Origin of the sequence: Pseudomonas sp. MNR3A, assembly GCF_009650575.1 — a bacterium.
Taxonomy (GTDB): domain Bacteria; phylum Pseudomonadota; class Gammaproteobacteria; order Pseudomonadales; family Pseudomonadaceae; genus Aquipseudomonas; species Aquipseudomonas machongensis.
Map to the genome: position 1 here is coordinate 217826 of NZ_VZZS01000030.1, position 22259 is coordinate 240084.

General features: G+C 62.9%; 24 protein-coding genes. 14 read left to right on the forward strand and 10 right to left on the reverse strand.

Annotated elements, in window-relative coordinates; genetic code table 11:
* Nucleotides 1-256: 256 nt before the first annotated feature.
* Nucleotides 257-514, forward strand: coding sequence for a DUF2790 domain-containing protein (locus tag F6X62_RS21275; protein WP_153774611.1), 258 nt, complete (start codon nucleotides 257-259; stop codon nucleotides 512-514).
* 118 nt (nucleotides 515-632) lie between these two features.
* On the opposite strand, the gene F6X62_RS21280 is transcribed toward F6X62_RS21275, so the two are convergent.
* Nucleotides 633-2192, reverse strand: coding sequence for a sigma-54-dependent transcriptional regulator (locus tag F6X62_RS21280; RefSeq protein WP_151925555.1), 1560 nt, complete (start codon nucleotides 2190-2192; stop codon nucleotides 633-635).
* Nucleotides 2193-2446: 254 nt separating this feature from the next.
* On the opposite strand from F6X62_RS21280, the gene phhA reads away from it, so the two are divergent.
* The 4 genes from phhA to F6X62_RS21295 all read left to right on the forward strand — a co-directional run bounded on the left by phhA (nucleotide 2447) and on the right by F6X62_RS21295 (nucleotide 5335).
* Nucleotides 2447-3232, forward strand: coding sequence for a phenylalanine 4-monooxygenase (phhA, locus tag F6X62_RS21285; protein ID WP_153774612.1), 786 nt, complete (start codon nucleotides 2447-2449; stop codon nucleotides 3230-3232).
* A 39-nt stretch (nucleotides 3233-3271) separates the two neighbouring features.
* Nucleotides 3272-3628, forward strand: a complete 357-nt coding sequence (locus F6X62_RS21290; protein WP_054891940.1) for a 4a-hydroxytetrahydrobiopterin dehydratase — start codon at nucleotides 3272-3274, stop codon at nucleotides 3626-3628.
* A gap of 292 nt (nucleotides 3629-3920) precedes the next feature.
* Nucleotides 3921-4049 (forward strand): hypothetical protein, encoded by a 129-nt coding sequence (locus F6X62_RS25470; protein ID WP_256216352.1) that lies wholly within the window; start codon nucleotides 3921-3923, stop codon nucleotides 4047-4049.
* A 92-nt stretch (nucleotides 4050-4141) separates the two neighbouring features.
* A complete protein-coding gene (locus F6X62_RS21295) occupies nucleotides 4142-5335 on the forward strand; it encodes an MFS transporter (RefSeq protein ID WP_153774613.1) in 1194 nt (397 codons plus the stop codon).
* 48 nt (nucleotides 5336-5383) lie between these two features.
* Here F6X62_RS21295 and F6X62_RS21300 read toward each other — a convergent pair whose 3' ends face one another.
* The gene (locus tag F6X62_RS21300) at nucleotides 5384-8404 is read right to left on the reverse strand and encodes an FAD-binding and (Fe-S)-binding domain-containing protein (protein ID WP_153774614.1); all 3021 of its coding nucleotides are present in this window, start codon (nucleotides 8402-8404) and stop codon (nucleotides 5384-5386) included.
* A gap of 173 nt (nucleotides 8405-8577) precedes the next feature.
* Here F6X62_RS21300 and F6X62_RS21305 point away from each other — a divergent pair, with 173 nt between their 5' ends.
* Nucleotides 8578-9462, forward strand: coding sequence for a LysR substrate-binding domain-containing protein (locus F6X62_RS21305; protein WP_153774615.1), 885 nt, complete (start codon nucleotides 8578-8580; stop codon nucleotides 9460-9462).
* A gap of 114 nt (nucleotides 9463-9576) precedes the next feature.
* On the opposite strand, the gene F6X62_RS21310 is transcribed toward F6X62_RS21305, so the two are convergent.
* The 6 genes from F6X62_RS21310 to F6X62_RS21335 all read right to left on the reverse strand — a co-directional run bounded on the left by F6X62_RS21310 (nucleotide 9577) and on the right by F6X62_RS21335 (nucleotide 15991).
* Nucleotides 9577-10998, reverse strand: coding sequence for an amino acid permease (locus tag F6X62_RS21310; RefSeq protein ID WP_054891944.1), 1422 nt, complete (start codon nucleotides 10996-10998; stop codon nucleotides 9577-9579).
* Between the two features lie 648 nt (nucleotides 10999-11646).
* Nucleotides 11647-12729 carry a 23S rRNA pseudouridine(2605) synthase RluB gene (gene rluB, locus F6X62_RS21315; RefSeq protein ID WP_065862088.1) on the reverse strand — a complete coding sequence of 361 codons (1083 nt, stop codon included), beginning with the start codon at nucleotides 12727-12729 and terminating at the stop codon, nucleotides 11647-11649.
* A 151-nt stretch (nucleotides 12730-12880) separates the two neighbouring features.
* Entirely contained in the window at nucleotides 12881-13648 is a 768-nt protein-coding gene (scpB, locus tag F6X62_RS21320; protein ID WP_153774616.1) for an SMC-Scp complex subunit ScpB, read from the reverse strand.
* Between the two features lie 15 nt (nucleotides 13649-13663).
* A complete protein-coding gene (locus tag F6X62_RS21325; protein WP_178117578.1) occupies nucleotides 13664-14362 on the reverse strand; it encodes a ScpA family protein in 699 nt (232 codons plus the stop codon).
* A 125-nt stretch (nucleotides 14363-14487) separates the two neighbouring features.
* On the reverse strand, nucleotides 14488-15117 hold the full coding sequence (locus F6X62_RS21330) for an L-threonylcarbamoyladenylate synthase (RefSeq protein WP_081255296.1): 630 nt from the start codon (nucleotides 15115-15117) through the stop codon (nucleotides 14488-14490).
* A 13-nt stretch (nucleotides 15118-15130) separates the two neighbouring features.
* On the reverse strand, nucleotides 15131-15991 hold the full coding sequence (locus F6X62_RS21335) for a PHP domain-containing protein (RefSeq protein WP_153774618.1): 861 nt from the start codon (nucleotides 15989-15991) through the stop codon (nucleotides 15131-15133).
* A gap of 67 nt (nucleotides 15992-16058) precedes the next feature.
* On the opposite strand from F6X62_RS21335, the gene F6X62_RS21340 reads away from it, so the two are divergent.
* From F6X62_RS21340 to F6X62_RS21355, 4 genes are all read left to right on the forward strand, one after another.
* On the forward strand, nucleotides 16059-16655 hold the full coding sequence (locus F6X62_RS21340; RefSeq protein WP_112898890.1) for a septation protein A: 597 nt from the start codon (nucleotides 16059-16061) through the stop codon (nucleotides 16653-16655).
* A 1-nt stretch (nucleotide 16656) separates the two neighbouring features.
* Nucleotides 16657-16956, forward strand: a complete 300-nt coding sequence (locus F6X62_RS21345) for a YciI family protein (protein WP_050706755.1) — start codon at nucleotides 16657-16659, stop codon at nucleotides 16954-16956.
* A gap of 132 nt (nucleotides 16957-17088) precedes the next feature.
* On the forward strand, nucleotides 17089-17478 hold the full coding sequence (locus F6X62_RS21350) for a translation initiation factor 2 (protein ID WP_153774619.1): 390 nt from the start codon (nucleotides 17089-17091) through the stop codon (nucleotides 17476-17478).
* A gap of 7 nt (nucleotides 17479-17485) precedes the next feature.
* On the forward strand, nucleotides 17486-18163 hold the full coding sequence (locus tag F6X62_RS21355) for a response regulator transcription factor (protein ID WP_054891952.1): 678 nt from the start codon (nucleotides 17486-17488) through the stop codon (nucleotides 18161-18163).
* 35 nt (nucleotides 18164-18198) lie between these two features.
* Here F6X62_RS21355 and F6X62_RS21360 read toward each other — a convergent pair whose 3' ends face one another.
* Entirely contained in the window at nucleotides 18199-18414 is a 216-nt protein-coding gene (locus F6X62_RS21360; RefSeq protein ID WP_054891953.1) for a DUF1127 domain-containing protein, read from the reverse strand.
* 96 nt (nucleotides 18415-18510) lie between these two features.
* On the opposite strand from F6X62_RS21360, the gene F6X62_RS21365 reads away from it, so the two are divergent.
* Nucleotides 18511-19362 carry a LysR substrate-binding domain-containing protein gene (locus tag F6X62_RS21365; protein WP_153774620.1) on the forward strand — a complete coding sequence of 284 codons (852 nt, stop codon included), beginning with the start codon at nucleotides 18511-18513 and terminating at the stop codon, nucleotides 19360-19362.
* 6 nt (nucleotides 19363-19368) lie between these two features.
* Here the strand turns inward: F6X62_RS21365 and F6X62_RS21370 are convergent, their stop codons facing one another.
* On the reverse strand, nucleotides 19369-20118 hold the full coding sequence (locus tag F6X62_RS21370; RefSeq protein ID WP_063546849.1) for a sulfite exporter TauE/SafE family protein: 750 nt from the start codon (nucleotides 20116-20118) through the stop codon (nucleotides 19369-19371).
* Nucleotides 20119-20234: 116 nt separating this feature from the next.
* Between F6X62_RS21370 and F6X62_RS21375 the strand changes: the two genes are divergently transcribed.
* The 3 genes from F6X62_RS21375 (at nucleotide 20235) to F6X62_RS21385 (ending at nucleotide 22257) form a co-directional block, all read left to right on the forward strand.
* A complete protein-coding gene (locus tag F6X62_RS21375; protein ID WP_054891955.1) occupies nucleotides 20235-21188 on the forward strand; it encodes a LysR family transcriptional regulator in 954 nt (317 codons plus the stop codon).
* Nucleotides 21189-21245: 57 nt separating this feature from the next.
* Nucleotides 21246-21701 carry a MarR family winged helix-turn-helix transcriptional regulator gene (locus F6X62_RS21380; RefSeq protein WP_054891956.1) on the forward strand — a complete coding sequence of 152 codons (456 nt, stop codon included), beginning with the start codon at nucleotides 21246-21248 and terminating at the stop codon, nucleotides 21699-21701.
* Nucleotides 21702-21828: 127 nt separating this feature from the next.
* Nucleotides 21829-22257: an organic hydroperoxide resistance protein gene (locus F6X62_RS21385; protein WP_011532840.1), complete on the forward strand. Its 429-nt coding sequence runs from the start codon at nucleotides 21829-21831 to the stop codon at nucleotides 22255-22257.
* The last annotated feature ends 2 nt before the right edge of the window (nucleotides 22258-22259 follow it).

A 22259-nucleotide genomic window follows, 5' to 3' on the forward strand; every position in this document is an offset into this window, starting at 1 on the left:
ATTCGGTACGTTCGTACCCGTGATTGTTACCGATTCTGTCAAAAGCCCGAAAAACTTTATCAAAACCAGATCTTTTTCAATTCGAAGCACACTCCTAGAATTCATCTCGCCAGCAACGGCAAGGCGATTAACTTCTTGTAACAGCCCCCACGAAGGCACGTTAATCCCGCTCTAATTCAACAGTAAAATTCTGGATGTACTCGCGGCGCCATAAGTGCCGCGTGCCCCTTCACGACCTTAGACAGGTAAATTGAAAATGAAAGCTTTACTGGTATTGGTACTTGGCAGTGTTTGCAGCGCGGCAATGGCCGACGATGCTGCAACGAACGCCGAGCAGATTCCGGTTGAACAGTACAGTTACTCGCAACACCTGGACATCGCCAAGGTGCTGTCCATGAGCGAAGTCCCGAATGTCTGCGAAGTGGTGCCGGCGCGCATGACCTACGAAGACTCCAAGGGCCAGAAGCACATTCTCGAATACCGCGTGATGGGCAACGGTTGCTCCAACGGCTAACGCCACGGCCCGCTCCCTTCGTCCGCTCTCGACATCTCCGTGGGAGCGGGCTTCTGTAAGAGCGGGCTTGCCCGCGAAAACAACACCGCCGATTAAATCTTCATTACTTGAAACCTCTTCAATCCACCGACTTGCCCAAGGCGTATTCACGCAACTTGTTGGCAATCGTGGTATGGGAAACACCCAGCCTTTTCCCCAGCGCCCGACTACTTGGAAACTCCGCCATCAAACTTTCCAATACCGCTTTTTCAAAGCGACCGACGATCTGCGCAAGTTCCCCTTCCAGCGAAAATTCACCCAAGGGTTGTCGCGCACCATAATCCGGCAAACGAATATGTTCGCCCTTGACCACACCGCCCTCGCATAACGACACGGCCTGGAACAATACGTTTTCCAGTTGCCGGACATTGCCCGGCCAGTGATATTGACTCAACTTGTCCATCGCCGCCGGCGCCAGGCGAGGCAATGCACAACCGATCTGCCGACTGGCCTGGTCGAGGAAGTGCTGCGCCAGCCCCTCCAGCCCATCCATGCACTCACGCAGTGGCGGAATGTGCAACGACAGCACGTTGAGCCGGTGATAGAGGTCCTGGCGGAACTCGCCCCGCGCGCACAGCTCCGACAGGTCGACCTGGGTGGCGCAGATCACCCGCACATCGAGATAGACCTCCTCGTCGCTGCCGACCCGGCGAAAGCAGCCGTCCTGCAGAAAGCGCAGCAGCTTGACCTGCAGGCGCGGGCTCATCTCCCCTACCCCATCCAGAAACAGCGTGCCGCCCGCGGTCAACTCCAGCAGCCCGAGCTTGCCCTCGGCCCGCGCGCCCTCGAACGCACCCGGGCCGTAGCCGAACAGCTCGGTCTCGGCCATTGACTCCGGCAACCCCGCGCAGTTGAGCGCCATCAGCGGTGCCTGGCCACGCGGGCTGGCCAGGTGACAGGCACGGGCCAGCAATTCCTTGCCAGTGCCGGTTTCGCCCTCGATCAGCAACGGCGCATCCAGCGGCGCCATGCGCCGCGCCTCGCGCACGACCGAGGCCATCACCCGTGAACTCTGGAAGATGCTGTCGAAACCACGCAGCTCCTGCTTGCGAACGTTGTAGATACGCTCGCCGATGCGATCGGCGCGATGCAGGGTCAGCACCGCGCCGGCCAGGGCTTCGCTGTCGTCATGTTCGGACTGCAAGGGCGCGATATCGGCCAGGAACACATCACCCTTGACCTTGATGCGCAACCCGTTGATCCGCGACTGGTTGGCCCGCACCAGTTCCGGAAGGTCGAAATCCTCGACATAGCGCGCCAGCGGCAACCCCGGCACCTCGTCGACCCGTACCCCGAGCAACTGCGCCGCGGCACGGTTGGCTGCAACGATGCTGCCTCCCATGTCGACCGACAGCACCGGAAACTCCAGCGCCCCTAGCAACGCATTGAGCTCCATGTGCCGCCGCTCGCTGGGCATCAAGCCTACGCGCTTGACCCCGAATACCCCGGCGATGGCTTCGAACTTTGGACGCAAGGCCTGGAACTGCAGGTTGATCAGGTTCGGGCAATGCAAATAGATGGCGTTGCCGTGATCGCCGCCGACCTCGCCACGCAACACGTTGATACCGTACTCCACCAACAGGTTGAGGATGTCGCGCAGGATGCCGATGCGGTTCTGGCAGTGGACTTTGATACGCATGAAAGGCCCCGAGGCAACCGACTTTATTCATCGGCGCGCAGAAAATTCGTAAAGATAAGCTGACAAAAATACCTTAACTGCCAGCCTGATACCCTTGATTTTTCGGGGCAACCCTCTATTTGTAAAATTATCGTTACAGAAACACCCCATTCCTTCCTTGTCACCCCGCAGATCGACCCGTGCAAAACCGCCTGCGTAAGGCTATTCCTAGGGCAAGTCCCACATAACAAGAAAGCCCTCACCAGGAGAGCTCCATGAAACAGACGCAATACGTGGCCCGCGAGCCCGATGCGCAGGGTTTTATCGACTACCCGCAGCAAGAGCATGCGGTGTGGAACACCCTGATCACCCGCCAGTTGAAAGTGATCGAGGGCCGCGCATGCCAGGAGTACCTGGACGGCATCGACCAGCTCAAGCTGCCCCATGACCGCATTCCGCAACTGGGCGAAGTCAACAGGGTGCTGGGCGCCACCACAGGCTGGCAGGTCGCTCGCGTGCCGGCGCTGATCCCCTTCCAGACCTTCTTCGAACTGCTGGCCAGCAAGCGCTTCCCGGTCGCCACCTTCATCCGCACCCCGGAAGAACTGGACTACCTGCAGGAACCGGACATCTTCCACGAGATCTTCGGCCACTGCCCGCTGCTGACCAACCCTTGGTTCGCCGAATTCACCCATACCTATGGCAAGCTCGGCCTGGCGGCGACCAAGGAACAACGGGTGTACCTGGCGCGCCTGTACTGGATGACCATCGAGTTCGGCCTCATGGAAACCGCCCAGGGCCGCAAGATCTATGGCGGCGGCATCCTCTCCTCGCCCAAGGAGACGGTCTACAGCCTGTCCAGCGAACCCGAACACCAAACCTTCGATCCGATCGAAGCCATGCGTACGCCCTACCGTATCGATATCCTGCAGCCGGTGTACTTCGTCCTGCCGAACATGAAGCGCCTGTTCGATCTGGCCCACGAGGACATCATGGGCATGGTCCAGCACGCCATGCAGTTGGGCCTGCACGCGCCGAAATTCCCACCCAAGGCGGCCTGAGCCGTCTTGCCGACAACAACTCGAAAGCGGAAAACCTCCATGAATGCCTTGAACCAAGCCCACTGCGAAGCCTGCCGTGCTGACGCGCCGAAGGTCAGCGACCAAGAGCTGGCCGAACTGATTCGCGAGATCCCGGACTGGAGCGTGGAAGTGCGCGACGGCCACATGGAACTGGAGCGCGTGTTCCTGTTCAAGAACTTCAAGCACGCCCTGGCCTTCACCAACGCCGTCGGCGAAATCGCCGAAGCCGAAGGGCATCACCCCGGCCTGCTCACCGAGTGGGGCAAGGTCACCGTGACCTGGTGGAGCCACTCGATCAAAGGGCTGCACCGCAACGACTTCATCATGTGTGCACGCACCGACAAGGTCGCTGAGACGGCTGAAGGGCGTAAGTAACGCCAGCTGGATCGCGTCGTTCTCTTCGCGGCGGCTCCACGCTGCAACAAGCCCGCGCCTACAGGAATAGTGACCTGCCTGCAGGTGCGAGTTTATCGGGGCGCTGGACCGCCGCGAATGCATTCACAGCACAACCGAGGCGCACACCGTCCGCTATTCGCCCGCAAAACCGACAAGCGAGAGGGAAAAATCTCAAACTGTCATCCAGACTGCTGTATCCTGCCCCAGCTTTTCAAAAGCTTCCAATGCGCCAAGCGCTGCCCTTTCACTCACACTTGCGAGGAACGACGAGATGCATGAAATCCCGAATCTTCCCTTCCCAAGCCTGAACCCCGAAGAGCAAACCGTCACCGCCCACGCCGCCGAGCCGGCACCTGCTTCGCAGGACAGTGACGATCAATCCAGCGCCGATCAGGAATAACCGCGCATCCCCACCGACCGTGTGAAAACGGCTGACCTGCGGGTCATCCCCGTCATCACGTTTTCACACAGTCCAGAACCTTGAAGGCCCCCATGCCCGACTCACCGCGTCCTCTTGCGGTTACCCTGCAAGTCGTCTCCATCGTTCTCTTCACCTTCATCGGCTACCTGAACATCGGCATTCCCCTCGCCGTGCTGCCCGGCTATGTGCACAACGACCTGGGTTTCAGTGCCGTACTCGCGGGCCTGGTGATCAGCGTCCAGTACCTGGCAACCCTGCTCAGCCGCCCGACCGCCAGCCGTATCATCGACAACCTCGGCAGCAAGAAGGCGGTGATGTGGGGCCTGTTCGGCTGCGGCCTGAGCGGGGTGTTCATGCTGGCCTGCAGCTTCCTCACCCACTTGCCCTGGCTGAGCCTCACTTGTCTGCTCATCGGGCGCCTGGTGCTGGGCAGCGCGGAGAGCCTGGTGGGCTCGGGCTCGATCGGCTGGGGCATCGGCCGCGTCGGCGCCGAACACACCGCCAAGGTCATCTCCTGGAACGGTATCGCCAGTTATGGCGCGCTGGCCGTCGGCGCGCCGCTAGGGGTGCTGATGGTCAAGGGCCTGGGGCTGTGGAGCATGGGCGTGAGCGTCATCCTGCTGGGCATTCTGGGCCTTGCACTGGCCTGGCCCAAGCAGGCAGCGCCGGTGGTGGCGGGCAAGCGCCTGCCCTTCCTGCAGGTGCTGGGCAAGGTATTCCCGCATGGTTCGGGGCTGGCGCTGGGGTCGATCGGTTTCGGCACCATCGCGACCTTCATCACCCTCTACTACGCCAGCCGCAACTGGCCGAACGCTGCACTGACCCTGAGCCTGTTCGGCGCCAGCTTCATCTGTGCACGCCTGCTGTTCGGCAATCTGATCAACCGCATCGGCGGCTTTCGCGTGGCCATCGCCTGCCTGTCGGTGGAAACCCTGGGGCTGCTGATGCTATGGCTGGCACCCAACGCCGAGCTGGCCCTGGTCGGCGCCGCGCTGAGCGGATTCGGCTTCTCGCTGGTCTTCCCGGCACTGGGAGTGGAAGCCGTGAACCAGGTTTCGGCAGCCAACCGCGGGGCTGCGGTCGGGGCGTATTCGCTGTTCATCGATCTGTCGCTGGGGATCACCGGGCCGCTGGTCGGTGCGGTGGCCTCAGGCTTCGGCTTCAGGTCGATCTTTCTGTTCGCCGCAGGTGCGGCGGTTTGCGGGCTGGTGCTGAGCCTGTATCTGTACCGCCAGGCACGGCTGGGGCGAGAGCTGCACAGCTGAAGGCTGCGCTGGCCTCTTCGCGGGCATCCCCGCGAAGAGGCCGTAAGATCAGTGCACCAGGTACTGCAACACCACCTCCAGCGGATGGCGAAGCTGTTTCTCGGCCATGCGCTTGACCTGGCTACGGCACGAATAGCCGGTCGCCAACGCCTCGCCTTCCTTGTCCAGCTTGGTCGCCCACGACTGCTCGAAGATAGTCTTCGAAGCCTGCTGATTACGCGCCTCGTGCCCGTAGGTGCCCGACATCCCGCAGCAACCGGTGGCCTCGGTGGCAAGCTTGAGCCCCATCCGCGCAAACACCTGCTCCCACTGCCGGGTGCTGGCCGGAACGTTGGTCTTCTCCGTGCAATGCGCCATCAGGCGGAAGCTGCCGCCCTTCCCTGCAGCCTGCTCGGGCAACGCATCCATCAGCCACTCCTGCGGCAACAGTACAGTCGGACAACCCTCCAGGCCATCGACCTTCTGGTATTCCTGGCGATAGACCAGGGTCATCGCCGGATCCAGGCCCACCAACTGCACACCGCAATCAGCCAGGGCCTTGAGCTGCCGGCCATTGCGAATCGCCGCCTTGGCGAAGGCACCGAGGAAGCCCTGCACATGCAGCGGCTTGCCGTTGGCGCTGTAGGGCGCCAGGAACACCTTGTAGCCCAGCCGGTGGGCCAGTTCGATGAACGAAGCCAGCAGCGGCGTCTCGAAGTACCGTGTGAAAGCGTCCTGCACCAGCACGATGCTGCGCTCGCGCTGGGCCGGGGTCAGCTCGCGCAGCGCCGGCACACTGGCCACACCCACACGGCAGCGGGTCAGGGTGGACTGGAAGTTGAAGCGGCTGATCAATGGGCTGTCGACCATGCCGACTTTGTCGGCCAGCAGGCGGCTGACCCACTTCGACCCCATCACCGCGTTATACAAGCCCGGCGCATGGGCCAGGTACGGAATGGTGAACTCCAGCGAGCCGATCAGATAGTCACGCAGCGGGCGCTGGTAGCGACCGTGGTAGAGCTCGAGGAAACGTGAACGGAAGTCCGGTACGTTGACCTTGATCGGGCACTGCCCCGCGCACGACTTGCACGCCAGGCAGCCGGCCATGGCGTCGTACACCTCGTGGGAAAAGTCCTCCTGTCCCTGACGCTGGGCCCGCAGGTTGCCCAGGCGCTTGGGCAGGCCCTTGATCCACGACGCCTTGCGCTGGGCCGAGGCCAGCACATCGATATTGGCCTCGCCCTGCAGGCGCAGCCATTCACGGATCAGCGAGGCGCGCCCCTTGGGTGAATGGCGACGCTCGCGGGTGGCCTTCCACGACGGGCACATGGCGTCGTTGGGGTCATAGTTGTAGCAGGCGCCGTTGCCGTTGCAGTGCACGGCGCTGCCAAAGCTCTGCCACACGCGCTCGTCGATGTTACGGTCCAGGTCGCCACGCAGGGTGACACCATCGACCGGCGTCAGGCCCTCGGCGCTGTCGGGTGGCGTGCAGATCTTGCCCGGGTTGAGCTGGTTGTAAGGGTCGAATGCGCCTTTGAGCCGCTGCAGGGCCGGGTACAGTTCACCGAAGTATTCCGGCACGTATTCCGAGCGCAGCCCCTTGCCATGCTCGCCCCAGAGCAAGCCGCCATAGCGCTTGGTCAGCGCCGCCACCGCATCGGAGATCGGCTTGACCAACGCGGCCTGGACCGGGTCTTTCATGTCCAGCGCAGGACGCACGTGCAGCACGCCAGCATCGACGTGACCGAACATGCCATAGGCCAGGCCATGGCCATCGAGCAGCGCACGGAATTCGGCGATGTAGTCGGCCAACTGCTCCGGCGGTACCGCGGTATCTTCCACGAACGGCTGCGGCCGCACCTCGCCCTCGACGTTGCCGAGCAGCCCCACCGAACGCTTGCGCATGGTGTAGACGCGCGTCACTGCCTCGGCGCCCTCGGCGAGGGTGTGGCCCAACCGCTCGACACTGGTATCGCTGCGCAGGTGTTCGACGAAGGCCTCGACGCGGGCATTGACCTCGTCCGGCTCGTCGCCGCAGAACTCGACCAGGTTGATACCCAAGGTCGGGCGCTCGGCGTCGGCAGGGAAGTATTCGGCGACGCTGTGCCAGACGATATCTTTCATCGCCAGCATCAGTACCTTGGAATCGACGGTCTCGATCGACAGCGGCTTGTGCGCCATCAGCGCATTGGCGTCGCGCAGGGCGTCCATGAAACTGGTGTAGCGCACGTTGACCAGCACCGCGTATTTCGGGATCGGCAGCACGTTGAGCTTGGCCTCGACCACATAGCCCAGCGAGCCTTCGGCGCCGCACAGCACGCTATTGAGGTTGAACAGGCCCTGCTCGTCGCGCAGATGCGCCAGGTCGTAACCGGTCAGGCAACGGTTGAGCTTGGGGAAGGTGGCCTCGATCAGCTCGCCTTGGGTCTGCTGGATCTCACGCGCCATGCGATAGACCTCGCCGACCCGGCCAGGTGCGGCGCAGGCCTGCTCCAGCGCAGCGTCGTCGATCGGCAGGCTGTGCAGTCGCTCGCCCCCGAGCAGCACGCTGTGCAGCTCGAGCACGTGGTCACGGGTCTTGCCGTAGGTGCAACTGCCCTGGCCACTGGCATCGGTGTTGATCATGCCGCCGACCGTGGCGCGGTTGGAGGTCGACAGCTCAGGGGCGAAGAACAGCCCGTGCGGTTTGAGCGCAGCGTTGAGCTGATCCTTCACCACACCAGCCTGCACCCGCACCCAACGCTCCTGGGTGTTGATTTCGAGGATGGTGTTCATGTGCCGCGACAGGTCGACGACGATGCCGTCGGTCAGCGACTGGCCGTTGGTCCCCGTACCGCCGCCGCGCGGGGTCAGCTTGATCTGCCGAAAACGCGGCTCGGCCATCAGCGTGGCGACGCGCGCCACGTCGTCGGCATCGAGCGGAAAGACGGCCGCCTGGGGCAGGCGCTGATAGATCGAGTTGTCGGTGGCCAGCACCGTACGGGTGCCGTAGTCGGCGCTGATCTGGCCGCGGAAGCCGCTGGCACTCAGGGCTTCGAGGAATTCGGGGTAGCCGGCGGCAGGCGCACGGACGGGCAACTGGGCGATCATCGAAGGATGGCCTCTTGTATGGGCAGGTTCACGGTCTGGCATCACCGGCAGGCGACGCTCTGTTGCTCATCCGGCATGAATAACTCCGGGCCGGATGACGGATAGGCCAATGTTCCTGTACTTTCCAGCCGAGGGCAAACGGATAATCCTGCCGCTATCGATGAGTTTCATGAATGAATTACCGCCACCTGACCCCATCGATGTCCTTGCTGCTGGCCTTCGAGGCCGCTGCCCGGCATGAAAGCTACACCCGCGCGGCCGTCGAGCTGTCGCTGACCCAGAGCGCAGTCAGCCGCCAGGTCCAGGCGCTGGAGCAGCAACTGGGCCTGACCTTGTTCCGCCGCGAAGGGCGCCAGGTGCAATTGACCGATGTCGGGCGCCTGTACCAGCGCGAGTTGAGCGAAGCCCTTGGGCGTATTCGCAGTGCCACGCTGCAGGCCCTCGCCTACCAGTCCGGGGTCGGTACCCTGCGCCTGGCGACATTGCCCACCTTCGGTTCGAAATGGCTGCTGCCGCGCCTGAATGCGTTCTACAGCGCACATCCCGGGATGCTGGTGCACATCCATTCACGCATCGAGGCGATCAACTTCGACACCAGCGAGATCGATGCCGCCATCGGTGTGGCCAGCCACGACCTGCCCGGCCTGATCTGCCACCGGCTGCATGCCGAGGAACTGGTGGTGATCCTGCCGCCGCAGGCGGCGGGTGCGCAGGACACATGGACGCCAGCGCGGATCAGCGAAGAACTGTTGCTCAATGTCGCCAACAATCCACATGCCTGGGGCGAATGGTTTTCCCATCATGAACTGGCGCATCGCGCCATGCGCCTGGGGCCGAGCTTCGAGCTGACATCGCATCTGATCCAGGCGGTACGCGCCGGGATCGGCATCGGCCTGGTACCAAGGATTCTGGTGGCCGAAGAACTGGCCAAGGGCGAGCTGTTCAGCCCGGGCGAGGCGTTTGCAAGCCAGCGCAGCTACTACCTGATCTATCCGCCGCGCAACGAGGCGCTGCCGTCGCTCAGGGCGTTTCGCGGATGGTTGTTGGAGCAGATTTAGCGGTTGCCTGGTTGGGCGCTTTCGCGGGCAAGCCCGACCCCACAGGGCCCGATCAGACAACAAAAAACCCGGCGCCAGCCCCTGGCACCGGGTTTCCCGAATCAAGCTACCGGCTTACTTGGCCACGCTACCCGCCGCAGTGCCCGCCTGCGCCATGCGCTTGCTCTTGATCACATAGAACACATACATCACCACCAGCCACACCGGAATCGCATAGACCGAAATCTGGATCCCTGGAATCTGCAGCATGATGCCCAGGATCAGCACCACGAACGCCAGGCACAGGTAGTTGCCGTACGGGTACCACAGCGCCTTGAACAGCGGTTTCTGGCCGGTACGGTCAAGGTGCTGGCGGAACTTCAGGTGCGAGTAGCTGATCATCGCCCAGTTGATCACCAGCGCCGCGACCACCAGCGACATCAGCAACTCCAGGGCATGCTGCGGCATGAAGTAGTTGAGCAGTACGGCAATCAGGGTGAACGCTGCCGACGCCAGGATCGCCCGCACCGGCACGCCACGACGGTCGATCTTCGCCAGGCCCGCCGGCGCATCGCCCTGCTCGGCCATGCCGTAGAGCATGCGCGCATTGCAGTAGGTGCCGCTGTTGTACACCGACAGTGCCGCGGTCAGTACCACGAAGTTCAGCAGATGCGCCGCCACGTCACTGCCCAGCAGCGAGAACACCTGGACGAACGGGCTGCTGCCGTAGCTGCCGCCGGAAGCATCGATGCTGGCCACCAGGCTGTCCCACGGGGTCAGCGACAGCAGCACCACCAGGGCACCGATATAGAAGATCAGGATGCGGTAGATGACCTGGTTGATCGCCTTCGGAATCACGGTCTTGGGCTTGTCGGCTTCGGCGGCAGTGAAGCCGAGCATTTCCAGGCCACCGAAGGAGAACATGATGATCGCCAGCGCCATCACCAACCCGCTCACGCCATTGGGGAAGAAGCCACCATGGCTCCACAGGTTGGTCACCGAGGCGTCCGGTCCGCCGCTGCCGCTGGTGAGCAGATATGCGCCCAAGGCGATCATGCCGACGATGGCGGCCACCTTGATGATCGCGAACCAGAACTCGGCCTCGCCGAACACCTTGACGTTCATCAGGTTGATCGCGTTGATCAGCAGGAAGAAGCCCGCTGCAGTGACCCAGGTCGGGATCTCCGGCCACCAATAGTGGACGTACTTGCCGACTGCGGAGAGCTCCGACATACCCACCAGGATGTACAGCACCCAGCAGTTCCAGCCCGACAGGAAGCCCGCGAAGCCGCCCCAGTACTTGTGAGCGAAATGGCTGAAGGAGCCGGCCACAGGCTCTTCGACGATCATCTCGCCGAGCTGGCGCATGATCATGAAGGCGATGAAGCCACAGATGGCGTAGCCAAGGATCATCGAGGGGCCGGCGGATTTCATCACCCCGGCCGAACCGAGGAACAGGCCGGTACCAATGGCGCCGCCCAGGGCGATCAGCTGGATATGGCGGTTTTTCAAGCCACGCTTGAGTTCGCCTGACGACTGCGAATTGTGTCCACTCATGAACGAAGTCACCTGCTTGTTTTTATCTGTGACGGAATCGGACCCGCCGCGCTCGTGGCACAGCGGAATGAGGCAAGGTGGTTACCTTGGGTTCCCGGACCCTGGCGTCGCGCCTGGCACGGAGCCTGAGGCGGATCAGCCGGGAGTCGGCGAGAATGCGTGGTACGCGAGGGGGTCACAGGTAAAACGCGGCGCATTGTATACCCCTGCGAGCGCGCAGGCGTCAACGCGTTGCGTCGTTTCCTCGGGAAAAAACGCAGCGGTCCTGTGGCAAGGGCCATCAATGGCGTAGTGATCGGCGTACATGGCGCCTCCATTTGTTGTTGTGTAGGCCCGACTGCAGTGGTGGGCTGATGCACGTGGCAATGCCCGTCATATCAGCGCGAGGCGGGGCTTTGGGCAAGAGTACGAATGGCCGGCGCAAGGCCCTACAGCGCGGCATGCGGCAAGATCTGTTTACACCAACTTGCAAAGCAGGAAACCGAACGGCAATTCCGGCAGACTTCGTATAAATTTCGTTACAAGGTGGTTCAAAAACTTTCCAGCGTGACGAAAAATGCTTCGTACTCAGGGGCTTGAGGACGCTCAGTTTTCGACCAGGCACAAAAAAGCCAGCCCGAAGGCTGGCCTTTTCACCGCAGGATGCGATCACCCACGCGGCTTGCCACGACCACGGCCAACCGGCTTGTCGCCTTCGGCACGTGCAGGACGCTTGCGCATCTCGCTAGGGCGTTCGGCAACGGTGCTGCCACGGCCACCCTTGCGCGGTGCTTCCTCACGAGCCGGACGCGCCGGACGCTCACTGGCCGCGCGCGGTTGACGCTCGCCGGCATCCTTGGCTGGGCGCAAGTCACGTACGCGCTCGCCACGCCCCATGGGGCGCGTGGACTTGCGCTGCAAGCGCTCGAGCTTGTCCTTGGCCTTGAGGTTGAGGGTCGGCAGCGCCACCGGCTGCAGCCCGACTTCGGCGGCCAGGATGTCGATCTCGCCCTGGCTCATTTCACGCCAGCGGCCCATCGGCAGGTCGGAGTTGAGGAACACCGGGCCGAAGCGCACACGCTTCAGGCGGCTGACCACCATGCCCTGGGACTCCCACAGGCGACGCACCTCACGGTTGCGGCCTTCCATCACCACGCAGTGGTACCAGTGGTTGAAGCCTTCACCGCCCGGCGCCTTCTGGATATCGGTGAACTTGGCCGGGCCATCCTCGAGCATCACGCCCGCCTTGAGGCGTTCGATCATCTCGTCGTCGACCTCGCCACGGACACGCACCGCGTACTCGCGGTCCATCTCGTAGGAAGGGTGCATCAGGCGGTTGGCCAGTTCACCGTCGGTGGTGAACAGCAGCAAGCCAGTGGTGTTGATGTCGAGACGACCGATATTGATCCAGCGGCCTTCTTTCGGGCGCGGCAGGCGGTCGAACACGGTCGGACGGCCTTCCGGGTCGTCACGGGTGCAGATCTCGCCGTCGGGCTTGTTGTACATGATGACGCGGCGGGTCGCCTCGGCGGCTTCCTCGCGCTTGATCAGCTTGCCGTCGACAGCGATGGCATCGTGCAGGTCGACGCGCTGGCCGAGGGTAGCCTCGACGCCATTGACCTTGATGCGGCCTTGGCTGATCCAGGCTTCGACGTCACGGCGTGAACCCACACCGATGCGTGCCAGCACTTTCTGCAGCTTTTCGCCGGACGGCGGGGTGATCTGGGTTTCTTGCAGGTCTTTGTCACTCATCTGGGCACCTCCCGGTGTACGGTGTAGTGAAAGCGGTTTGGCGGCGGATGCGCCAAGGGGGCGCGTATTGTACGTGGTTCATGGGGCTGGCGCATCGGGATGAGAAAGTTTTTCTGCCCGGCGGTTAGCCCGTGAAAAGGGCCAGCGCAGATCAGGACTTGTCCTCGTCCTCGACCACACCCGCTTCCTCGCGCAAATCCTCGAAGTCGGTCTTGAGCCCCTCTTCCATGGCATCCAGCTCCACCAGCAGGCTGCGGAAGCTGGTCTCCTCCTTCGGTTCACCCTCGTCTTCCGGCCCATCCTCGCCCAGGCTGGCATCGGCCAACGCCTGCAGGTGCGCGGGCACCGGCGCATCGTCCAGGTCGTCGAGCACAGGTTCTGGCTCCATCTCGCGCAACTCGGCCAGGGGCGGCAACTCATCGAGGCTCTTGAGGTTGAAATGATCGAGAAACGCCTTGGTGGTGGCGAACATGGCCGGGCGGCCAGGCACTTCGCGGTAGCCGACGATGCGGATCCACTCGCGTTCCATCAGGGTCTTGATGATGTTGCTGTTGACTGCCACCCCACGCACATCTTCGATCTCGCCACGGGTGATCGGCTGACGGTAGGCAATCAAGGCCATGGTCTCGAGCAGCGCGCGAGAATAGCGCTGCGGGCGCTCCTCCCACAGGCGACCGACCCAGGGTGCGAAGTCCTCACGAATCTGCAAACGGTAGCCGCTGGCCACTTCCTTGAGCTCGAAGGCGCGACCATTGCAGGACTTGCCAAGCACCTCCAGGGCCTTCTTGAACACGGCAGGCGCCGGGCGCTCTGCTTCCTCGAACAATTCGAAGAGGCGCTCCAGGGACTGTGGCTTGCCAGAGGCCAGCAGAAAGGCCTCGATCAGCGACGCAAGGTCGCGGGGTTCGTTCAGGTTCATCGGCGCTCTTTACTGTCACTCGGCCCGGGCACGGACATGGATCGGGGTGAAAGGCTCATTCTGCACCAGTTCGATCAGCGATTCCTTCACCAGCTCGAGAATCGCCATGAAGGTGACCACCACACCAAGCTTGCCCTCCTCGACGCTGAACAGCTCGATGAAGGGTACGAAGCCTTCGCCCTTCAGACGCTCGAGCACCTCGCTCATGCGCTCGCGGGTCGACAAGGTCTCACGGGTGATCTGGTGGCTTTCGAACAAGTCGTTGCGGCGCATGACTTCGGCCATCGACAGCAGGATTTCTTCCAGCGCGACGTCGGGTAGCAACTTGCGCACCTTGGCCTGCGGCGCCTCCAGTTGTGGCACCAGCACCTCGCGCCCGATCCGCGGCAGCTCGTCGATACCCTCGGCGGCCGCCTTGAAACGTTCGTACTCCTGCAGGCGGCGGATCAGCTCGGCGCGCGGATCGCCCTCTTCTTCCTCGATTTCACTGGAGCGCGGCAGCAGCATGCGCGACTTGATCTCGGCCAGCATGGCAGCCATCACCAGGTATTCGGCAGCCAGCTCCAGGCGCACCGACTTCATCAGTTCGACGTAGCCCATGTACTGCCGAGTGATCTCGGCCACGGGGATGTCGAGAATATCGATGTTCTGCTTGCGGATCAGGTACAGCAGCAGGTCCAGCGGGCCCTCGAAGGCTTCGAGGAAGACTTCCAGGGCATCCGGGGGAATGTACAGATCAACCGGCATTTCGGTGAGGGCTTCACCGTAGACCAGCGCCAACTGCAGTTGCTGCGGCGCCTCGGTTTCGACCGTCGGCGCCTCGGGGGCCTGCACCTGGTTCACGCGTTGACCAGGAAGGGTGTGGGATCGCCGCAGCCTTCGCGGATCAGCTGTGGCTCGTCACCGGACAGGTCGATGATGGTGGACGCCTTCAGATCGCCGAAGCCGCCGTCGATGACCAGATCGACGTGGTGCTCCAGGCGTTCGCGGATTTCGTAGGGATCGGTCATCGGCTCATCGTCGCCGGGCAGGATCAGGCTGACGCTCATCAACGGCTCGCCCAGTTCCGCGAGCAGCGCCAGGGTGATGCCATGGTCCGGCACGCGCAGGCCGATGGTACGGCGTTTTTCATGCAGCAACAGGCGCGGCACCTCGCGGGTCCCGTTGAGAATGAAGGTGTAAGGGCCGGGTATATGGGCCTTGAGCAGGCGGAAGGTGCCGGTATCGACCTTGGCATACAACCCCAGCTGCGACATGTCGCAGCACATCAAGGTGAAATTGTGCGTTTTATTCAGGCCGCGCAGGCGCCGGACCCGCTCGATCGCCGCCTTGTCGCCGATCTGACAACCCAGGGCGTATGCCGAGTCGGTCGGATAGACCACTACCCCGCCCTTGCGGATAATCTCCACGGCCTGCTTGATCAGGCGCGCTTGCGGGTTCTCCGCATGAATCTGGAAGAATTGACTCACGTAATCGTCCTGTTCATACCGCCATAGGCTGTTCATGGCTGAATCGGCGCCACAGAGGTGGCAGGTCCTCGGGCAATGGCCGGTAGGCACCGATCTCGCCCCAGGTGCCGGGGCCGTGGAAGTCACTGCCAGCGCTTGCCAGCAGGCCGAACTCACGGGTGAGGATGGACATCGTGCCCACTTGCTCGGGCGGCATCATGCCATTGACCACTTCAAGTGCCTGCCCTCCCGCTTGAATATAGTCGGCGATCAGGCGTCTGCGCTTGCTACGAGTCAGTTCGTAATGCATGGGATGGGCCAGGCTCACCCAAGCATTGGACTGACGAAGGGTCGCGACAGTTTCCTCGAGTGTCGGCCAATGCAGCTTGACGTCACCCAGCTTGCCGGCGCCCAGCCATTTGCGGAACGCCTCACCGCGGTCCTTGACGTGCCCCGCACGCACCAGGAATTCGGCAAAGTGCGGGCGCGCCGGCGCGTTGCCGCTGTCGCCCAGTTCCTGCTGCACGGCGCGCGCGCCCTCGAGCGCATCGGGCATGCCCTTGCCCGCCAGACGCTTGGCGATATCCTCGGCGCGCAGCCAGCGACCACGGTGCAATTGCTCGATGGCCTCCAACAGTGGCGGGGCATCGAGGGGGAAGTTGTAACCCAGCACATGGATGGTCGCACCGCCCCAGGTGCATGACAGCTCAACTCCGCTGACCCATTGCATGCCCAGGTCAAGACACGCCTGGCGCGCCTCGGGGAGCCCTTCGAGGGTATCGTGATCGGTCAGCGCCAGCGTGCGCACCCCGTGCTCGTGGGCGCGGGCGACCAGTGCCGTGGGCGACAGGGCGCCGTCGGAGGCCGTGCTGTGACAGTGCAGATCAACATTCATGGAGGAGCGCTTTCGCCGGAATCGATGTTTGTTATTATGCCGTCACATCCCGCTTCTGGCTGCCATTGTGAAACAATTCATCGATTTCATCCCGCTGCTGCTGTTCTTCATCGTCTACAAGCTGGACCCACGCCCGGTCGAATTCGCCGGACAAAGCTTCGAGTTCGGCGGCATCTACAGTGCCACGGCGATGCTCATCATCAGCTCCGTGGTGGTCTACGGCGCGCTGTTCCTGCGCCATCGCAAGCTCGAAAAGGGTCAGTTGCTGACGCTGGTGGCCTGCCTTGTGTTCGGCGGCCTCACCCTGGCCTTCCACAGCGAAACCTTCCTCAAGTGGAAAGCGCCGGTGGTCAACTGGCTGTTCGCGCTGGCCTTCGCCGGCAGCCACTTCATCGGCGATCGGGTATTGATCAAACGCATCATGGGCCATGCCCTGACACTCCCGGAAACAATCTGGACCCGCCTGAACCTGGCCTGGATCCTGTTCTTCCTGGTCTGCGGCGCAGCCAACCTGTTCGTCGCCTTCACGTTCCAGGAGTTCTGGGTCGACTTCAAGGTCTTCGGCAGCCTGGGCATGACCGTGATCTTCCTGGTGGCCCAGGGCGTGTACCTGTCGCGCCACCTGCACGACACCGACCCTTCCACCCCTAAGCCCAAGGATTGACATGCTCTACGCCATCATCGCCAGCGACGTCGAAAACTCCCTGGAAAAACGCCTGGCTGCACGCCCTGCGCACATCGAGCGCCTGCAGCAGCTCAAGGCCGAAGGCCGTGTAGTCCTGGCCGGGCCGCATCCGGCCATCGACAGCAACGATCCCGGCGCGGCCGGCTTCAGCGGTAGCCTGATCGTCGCCGAATTCGACTCCCTTGCCGCCGCACAGGCCTGGGCCGACGCCGACCCGTACATCGCGGCAGGCGTGTACGAGAAGGTGGTGGTCAAACCGTTCAAGCAAGTGCTGCCCTGAGCCTGATCGAGCCTGTTCGCGGGCAAGCCTTCACGACGACTTGCACGCGCACAGGCCCAGGCAATCCCCGGATTCATCTATTGCGACCCACTGCCGACAACCTTCTGAATCGAACAAGAATCAGGAGTTCCGATGCGCCAAGGTCCGATGTCCCTGCTGCTTTTCTGCCTGTTGCTGCTCTCTCCCCTCGCCCTCGCCGAACAGCCTCTGTCGTTGGAAGCCGGTGCGCGCATCACCGAGCTGCAGCAACGTCTGGAGGAAAGCGAGAAACAGCGCGCTGCACTGAGCAAACAGCTGCAAAATGCCGACAGCGCCCGGCAAAGCACCCAACTCGAACGCCTGCGCCAGGACAACCAGCGCCTGCAGGCTACGGTGGAAAAACTGCAGACCACCAGCCCCCTACGCCTGCTTACCGACCAGCAGCAGTGGTTCCTGATCGGATCGGTCGTTGCACTGTTGTCGGCAGTCTGCGGTATCTTAGCCAGCGGCGGACACAGAAGACGCCGACAATGGTTGAATTGAGTGAGTCATGAGCGAGCTGTTACTGATTGATGATGACCAGGAGTTGTGCGAGCTGCTCGGTAGCTGGCTGACTCAGGAGGGCTTTGCGGTCCGCGCCTGCCACGACGGCGAGAGCGCGCGCCAGGCCCTGGCCGCCCACGCCCCGGCGGCGGTGGTGCTGGATGTGATGCTGCCCGATGGCAGCGGCCTGGAGCTGCTCAAGCAACTGCGCAGCGACCACGCCGAACTGCCGGTATTGATGCTGTCGGCCCGTGGCGAACCCCTGGACCGTATCCTGGGCCTGGAGCTGGGTGCCGACGATTACCTGGCCAAACCCTGCGACCCGCGTGAGCTGACGGCTCGCTTGCGTGCCGTGCTGCGCCGCAGTCATCCGGCGGCGCCCAGCACCCAGATCGAGATCGGCGACCTGGCCTTCAGCCCCGTGCGCGGGGTAGTCAGCATCGATCAGCGCGAGATGAGCCTGACACTCTCCGAGAGCCGCATCCTCGAAGCCCTGCTGCGCCAACCCGGCGAGCCATTGGACAAGCAGGAACTGGCGCAGATCGGCCTGGGCCGCAAACTGACGCTCTATGACCGCAGCCTGGACATGCACGTCAGCAACCTGCGCAAGAAGATCGGCCCCCACGCCGATGGCCGTCCACGCATCGTTGCCCTGCGCAGCCGCGGCTACTACTACAGCCTGTAAACGCCGCGGGGCGGCCATGCCCCGCAGCGACACCATTACTTGCGCAACGGATCGTCCCAGAACGGACGCTCCACCTCCTGCAGGGTATCTGCCCGACTCAACCCCAGATCGTGCAGCGCATCGTCGCTGAGGCTGGCCAATTGCCGACGCTGGCGGTACAGCTGCTGCCAGCGCAACAGTCGCTCAAGCGCCTGTGCAAGCAGTTGGCCCAAGGAGAAGGAAGTGTGGGTAAAACCGACATGACCTTTCATCGTGAAGCCCTCCGTGTGAGTGGCTTCAGTCTCGCGCCGAGCTTAGGATCAATCCAACGAATGTTTCTTATATCTTGCATCTGGAGGATTGATGCAATGTCCACCTACCAGAGCCTCGACGCCGACGTCTTGCGCACCTTCGTTGCCATCGCCGAACAAGGTGGTTTCACCCGTGCCGGGGAGGTCGTCAACCGAACCCAGTCGGCCGTGAGCATGCAGATGAAACGCCTGGAGGAAGACATCCTCCAGCGCCAGTTGTTCGAGCGCGACGGACGCCAGGTGCGCCTGACCGCCGAGGGCCAGGTGCTGCTCGGTTATGCCCGGCGCATCCTCAAGCTGCACGGCGAGGTGTTCAACACCTTGCGCATGCCACACATGGTCGGCGTAGTGCGCATCGGTACACCGGACGACTACGCCATGCGCTTTCTGCCGGCGATACTCACCAGCTTTGCCAGCAGCTATCCACTGATCCAGGTAGAGGTGCATTGCGAGCCATCGAAGCAATTGATGCTGCGCCAGGACCTTGACCTGACGATCATCACCCGCGAGCCAGGTGCCGAGGTGGGCCAACTGCTGCGCCAGGAACGCCTGGTATGGGCCGCTGCCAAGGGCTTCTGCCCCCACGAACAGCGCCCGATACCCCTGGCGATGTTCAACACCGACTGTTTCTGCCGCTCCTGGGCCTGCAATGCCCTCGAACATCAGGGGATCGATTACCGCATCGCCTACACAAGTCCGAGCCTGGCTGCGATCTTTGCCATCGTCGGCGCGGGTTTGGCGGTTACGGCCCAGTTGCAGAGCCTGATCGGCGACTCGCTGTGCATTCTCGGCGAAGACCAGGGCCTGCCGCAGTTGCCGATGGCCAATGTGATGCTGCTGCGCAACGCGCAAAGCCATTCGCCGATCACCGACTGCATGGCCGACTATGTGATCGACGGTTTCAGGTAAAGGTTGTCAGAGCTCCAGGCCCAGCATCACCGCACAGACGATCAGGAACACGCAGAACAGCGTACGCAGCACTTTCTCGGGCAGCGCATGGGCGAGCTTCACGCCCCAACTGATGCTGAGCAATCCGCCTACCGCCAGCGGAATACCGACATGCCAGTCAACGCTGCCATGAACGCCATAGGTGAGCAGCGTCACCATGGTGCTCGGCGCCGCAAGCGCCAGCGACAGGCCCTGAGCCACCACCTGGGTGGTGCCGAACACGCTGGTCAGGATCGGCGTGGCCACTACCGCGCCACCAACGCCGAACAACCCGCCCATGCTACCGGCGAAACAGCCCAGCACACCCAGCCACGGCCAGGGATAACGCAGCTGGCTGCTCGGCGGGCTGGCTTTCATGAACATGCGTGCCACGTTCCACACCGCCAGCGCCACCAGGAACGCGACGAAGCCCAGGCGCATGGAGTGTGCATCGAGCCCTACCGCCCAGATCGAGCCCAGCCAGGCAAAGATGAAGCTGCACAGCGAAAGCGGCACGGCATGGCGCAGCTCGATGCGGTTGCGCTGATGATAGCGCCACAGCGCCAGCAGCACGTTGGGCACCACCATCACCAACGCCGTACCCTGGGCCAGCTGCTGGTCGAGACCGAACAGCACTCCCAGTGCAGGAATCGCAATCAACCCACCGCCGATCCCGAACAGGCCGCCCATGGTGCCCAGCGCCGCGCCCAAAACGATGTACATCAACCACTCGATCATCAGTGCCTCATTCGACTGCATTCTCAATCCAGGCATGCTACCCAGTGGAGGCTGGCAGGGAAACGCACAGCAGCGCACAATGGCTTTGCGTTTTACGCACAAGCATGGGAAGGGTCATGAGTCCAGATATCCTCACCGAACAACTGAGTCTGTTTCTCGATGTACTCGAAACCGGCAGCTTCTCGGCGGCCGCGCGCCGTCACCCCTTGACGCCTTCGGCAGTCGCCCGACGCATCGACAACCTGGAAAACGCCGTGGGCAGCCGCCTGTTCGTGCGCAGCACCCATGCCGTGCGCCCGACTCCGGCAGGCAATGCCTTCGCCGAGCGCGCCCGGCGCATCATCGAGGAACTGCGCCTGGCACGGGCCGAAGCGGTATCCCTGAGCAATGCCCCGGAAGGCCTGATCCGCATGGATGCCCCTGCAGCCTTCGGCCGCCGCCACCTGGCGCCAGCGATCGCGGACTTCCTGGTGGCTTACCCCGGGCTCGATGTGCAACTGCGCCTGATCGACAGTTTCGTCGACATGCACGGCAGCCACCTGGGCGAGGTCGACCTGGTGCTGCGCGCAGGCACTCTGGCCGACACACGTCTGGTCGCCACGCCGCTGGCCTACATGGTGCGCATCGCCTGCGCCAGCCCCGCGTACCTGGCCGCCAGAGGCGTGCCCACCTGTCCCAGCGAACTGCCGCAGCACGACGGCCTGGACTGGGATGGCCTGGCACCACCGTTCGCCTGGCGCTTCGCCGTCGACGGCCAGGTGCGCCTGTACCGCCCGGCACGCCTGCGCATGACCGCCAACAATGCCGAAACCCTGCTGTTCGGCGCCCTCGCCGGCCTCGGCATCGCCCACCTGCCCACCTGGCTGGTCAGCGAATACCTGCTGCGCGGTGAACTGCTGCCGCTGTTCTGCGAAAACGGCCTGCCCGAACCGGAAACGACCGGTATCTATGCACTACGACTCGAACATGAAACGAACTCTCGCAGCCGCTTGCTGCTCGAATTCCTCAAGAGCCGCTTCAGTCCTGTCCCTCCCTGGGACCTGGCGCTACGCAGTGGACTGCGTGGTTGATGAGCGCGCTAACGATCAGCGTGCTAGATTCTTAACTGAACTCATTCAAGGACCTGCATGAACGCCGACATCAAAGCCCCCTGCGACGAGCTGCTGCTGGACAATCAGGTGTGCTTCGCCCTGCACTCCACCTCGTTGCTGATGACCAAGGTCTACAAACCCTTGTTGCAGGCCCTGGGCCTCACCTACCCGCAATACCTGGCCATGCTCGTGCTGTGGGAGCAGGACGGCCTGACCGTAGGCGAAATCAGCCAGCGCCTGTTGACCGACCCCGGTTCGCTCACCCCGCTGCTCAAGCGCCTGGAAAGCGAAGGCCTGCTCAAGCGCACCCGCAGCCGCGAGGATGAGCGCGTGGTGCTGGTGCAACTGACCGACAAGGGCCGTGATTTGCGCGACGAGGCCAGCAAGGTGCCGCACTGCATCCTGGAAGCCTCCGGGCGCACGGTGGAACGCTTGCAGAAGCTGCAAGCCGAACTGCTCGACCTGCGCAACAGCCTGCAAAAAAGCCTCTGAGGGCTATGCTGTGAAAGCCTGTCGGACGAATGGTCGAAAATTTATCTTGCGCACTAAATGATTGCGCGCTAATTTAAACCCATACCCACCCAGCGCCAAGGCGCACAGCACACAAGCGAGGCTCAAGATGCAAAAGGTCACTCCCCTGTACATCGCAGAAGCAACCTCCACTGGTGGTCGCGACGGCAAATCCCGCTCCAGCGACGGCAAGCTCGAAGTCAAGCTGAGCACCCCTAAAGAACTGGGCGGTGCTGGCGGTGAAGGCACCAACCCCGAGCAGATGTTCGCTGCCGGCTACTCGGCCTGCTTCATCGGCGCGCTGAAGTTCGTCGCCGGCCAGGAGAAGAAAGCCCTGCCTGCCGACGCCTCGATCACCGCCAAGGTCGGTATTGGCCAGATCCCCGGTGGTTTCGGCCTGGACATCGACCTGCACATCAACCTGCCGGGCCTGGCCCAGGCAGATGCCGAAGGCCTGGTGGAGAAGGCGCACAAAGTCTGCCCATACTCCAACGCCACCCGCGGCAACGTCGATGTGCGCCTGCACGTGACGGTCTGAGT

What these genes read in the sequence shown, in the direction of transcription:
- F6X62_RS21335 (WP_153774618.1), bottom strand. Translation starts at nt 15,991, where the DNA reads ATGAATGTTGATCTGCACTGTCACAGCACGGCCTCCGACGGCGCCCTG.
- F6X62_RS21350 (WP_153774619.1), top strand. Translation starts at nt 17,089, where the DNA reads ATGCGCCAAGGTCCGATGTCCCTGCTGCTTTTCTGCCTGTTGCTGCTC.
- F6X62_RS21380 (WP_054891956.1), top strand. Translation starts at nt 21,246, where the DNA reads ATGAACGCCGACATCAAAGCCCCCTGCGACGAGCTGCTGCTGGACAAT.
- F6X62_RS21370 (WP_063546849.1), bottom strand. Translation starts at nt 20,118, where the DNA reads ATGATCGAGTGGTTGATGTACATCGTTTTGGGCGCGGCGCTGGGCACC.
- scpB (WP_153774616.1), bottom strand. Translation starts at nt 13,648, where the DNA reads ATGAACCTGAACGAACCCCGCGACCTTGCGTCGCTGATCGAGGCCTTT.
- F6X62_RS21275 (WP_153774611.1), top strand. Translation starts at nt 257, where the DNA reads ATGAAAGCTTTACTGGTATTGGTACTTGGCAGTGTTTGCAGCGCGGCA.
- F6X62_RS21290 (WP_054891940.1), top strand. Translation starts at nt 3,272, where the DNA reads ATGAATGCCTTGAACCAAGCCCACTGCGAAGCCTGCCGTGCTGACGCG.
- F6X62_RS21385 (WP_011532840.1), top strand. Translation starts at nt 21,829, where the DNA reads ATGCAAAAGGTCACTCCCCTGTACATCGCAGAAGCAACCTCCACTGGT.
- F6X62_RS21295 (WP_153774613.1), top strand. Translation starts at nt 4,142, where the DNA reads ATGCCCGACTCACCGCGTCCTCTTGCGGTTACCCTGCAAGTCGTCTCC.
- F6X62_RS21360 (WP_054891953.1), bottom strand. Translation starts at nt 18,414, where the DNA reads ATGAAAGGTCATGTCGGTTTTACCCACACTTCCTTCTCCTTGGGCCAA.
- F6X62_RS21305 (WP_153774615.1), top strand. Translation starts at nt 8,578, where the DNA reads ATGAATTACCGCCACCTGACCCCATCGATGTCCTTGCTGCTGGCCTTC.
- F6X62_RS21365 (WP_153774620.1), top strand. Translation starts at nt 18,511, where the DNA reads ATGTCCACCTACCAGAGCCTCGACGCCGACGTCTTGCGCACCTTCGTT.
- phhA (WP_153774612.1), top strand. Translation starts at nt 2,447, where the DNA reads ATGAAACAGACGCAATACGTGGCCCGCGAGCCCGATGCGCAGGGTTTT.
- F6X62_RS21310 (WP_054891944.1), bottom strand. Translation starts at nt 10,998, where the DNA reads ATGAGTGGACACAATTCGCAGTCGTCAGGCGAACTCAAGCGTGGCTTG.
- F6X62_RS21280 (WP_151925555.1), bottom strand. Translation starts at nt 2,192, where the DNA reads ATGCGTATCAAAGTCCACTGCCAGAACCGCATCGGCATCCTGCGCGAC.
- F6X62_RS21300 (WP_153774614.1), bottom strand. Translation starts at nt 8,404, where the DNA reads ATGATCGCCCAGTTGCCCGTCCGTGCGCCTGCCGCCGGCTACCCCGAA.
- F6X62_RS21355 (WP_054891952.1), top strand. Translation starts at nt 17,486, where the DNA reads ATGAGCGAGCTGTTACTGATTGATGATGACCAGGAGTTGTGCGAGCTG.
- rluB (WP_065862088.1), bottom strand. Translation starts at nt 12,729, where the DNA reads ATGAGTGACAAAGACCTGCAAGAAACCCAGATCACCCCGCCGTCCGGC.
- F6X62_RS21345 (WP_050706755.1), top strand. Translation starts at nt 16,657, where the DNA reads ATGCTCTACGCCATCATCGCCAGCGACGTCGAAAACTCCCTGGAAAAA.
- F6X62_RS21375 (WP_054891955.1), top strand. Translation starts at nt 20,235, where the DNA reads ATGAGTCCAGATATCCTCACCGAACAACTGAGTCTGTTTCTCGATGTA.
- F6X62_RS25470 (WP_256216352.1), top strand. Translation starts at nt 3,921, where the DNA reads ATGCATGAAATCCCGAATCTTCCCTTCCCAAGCCTGAACCCCGAAGAG.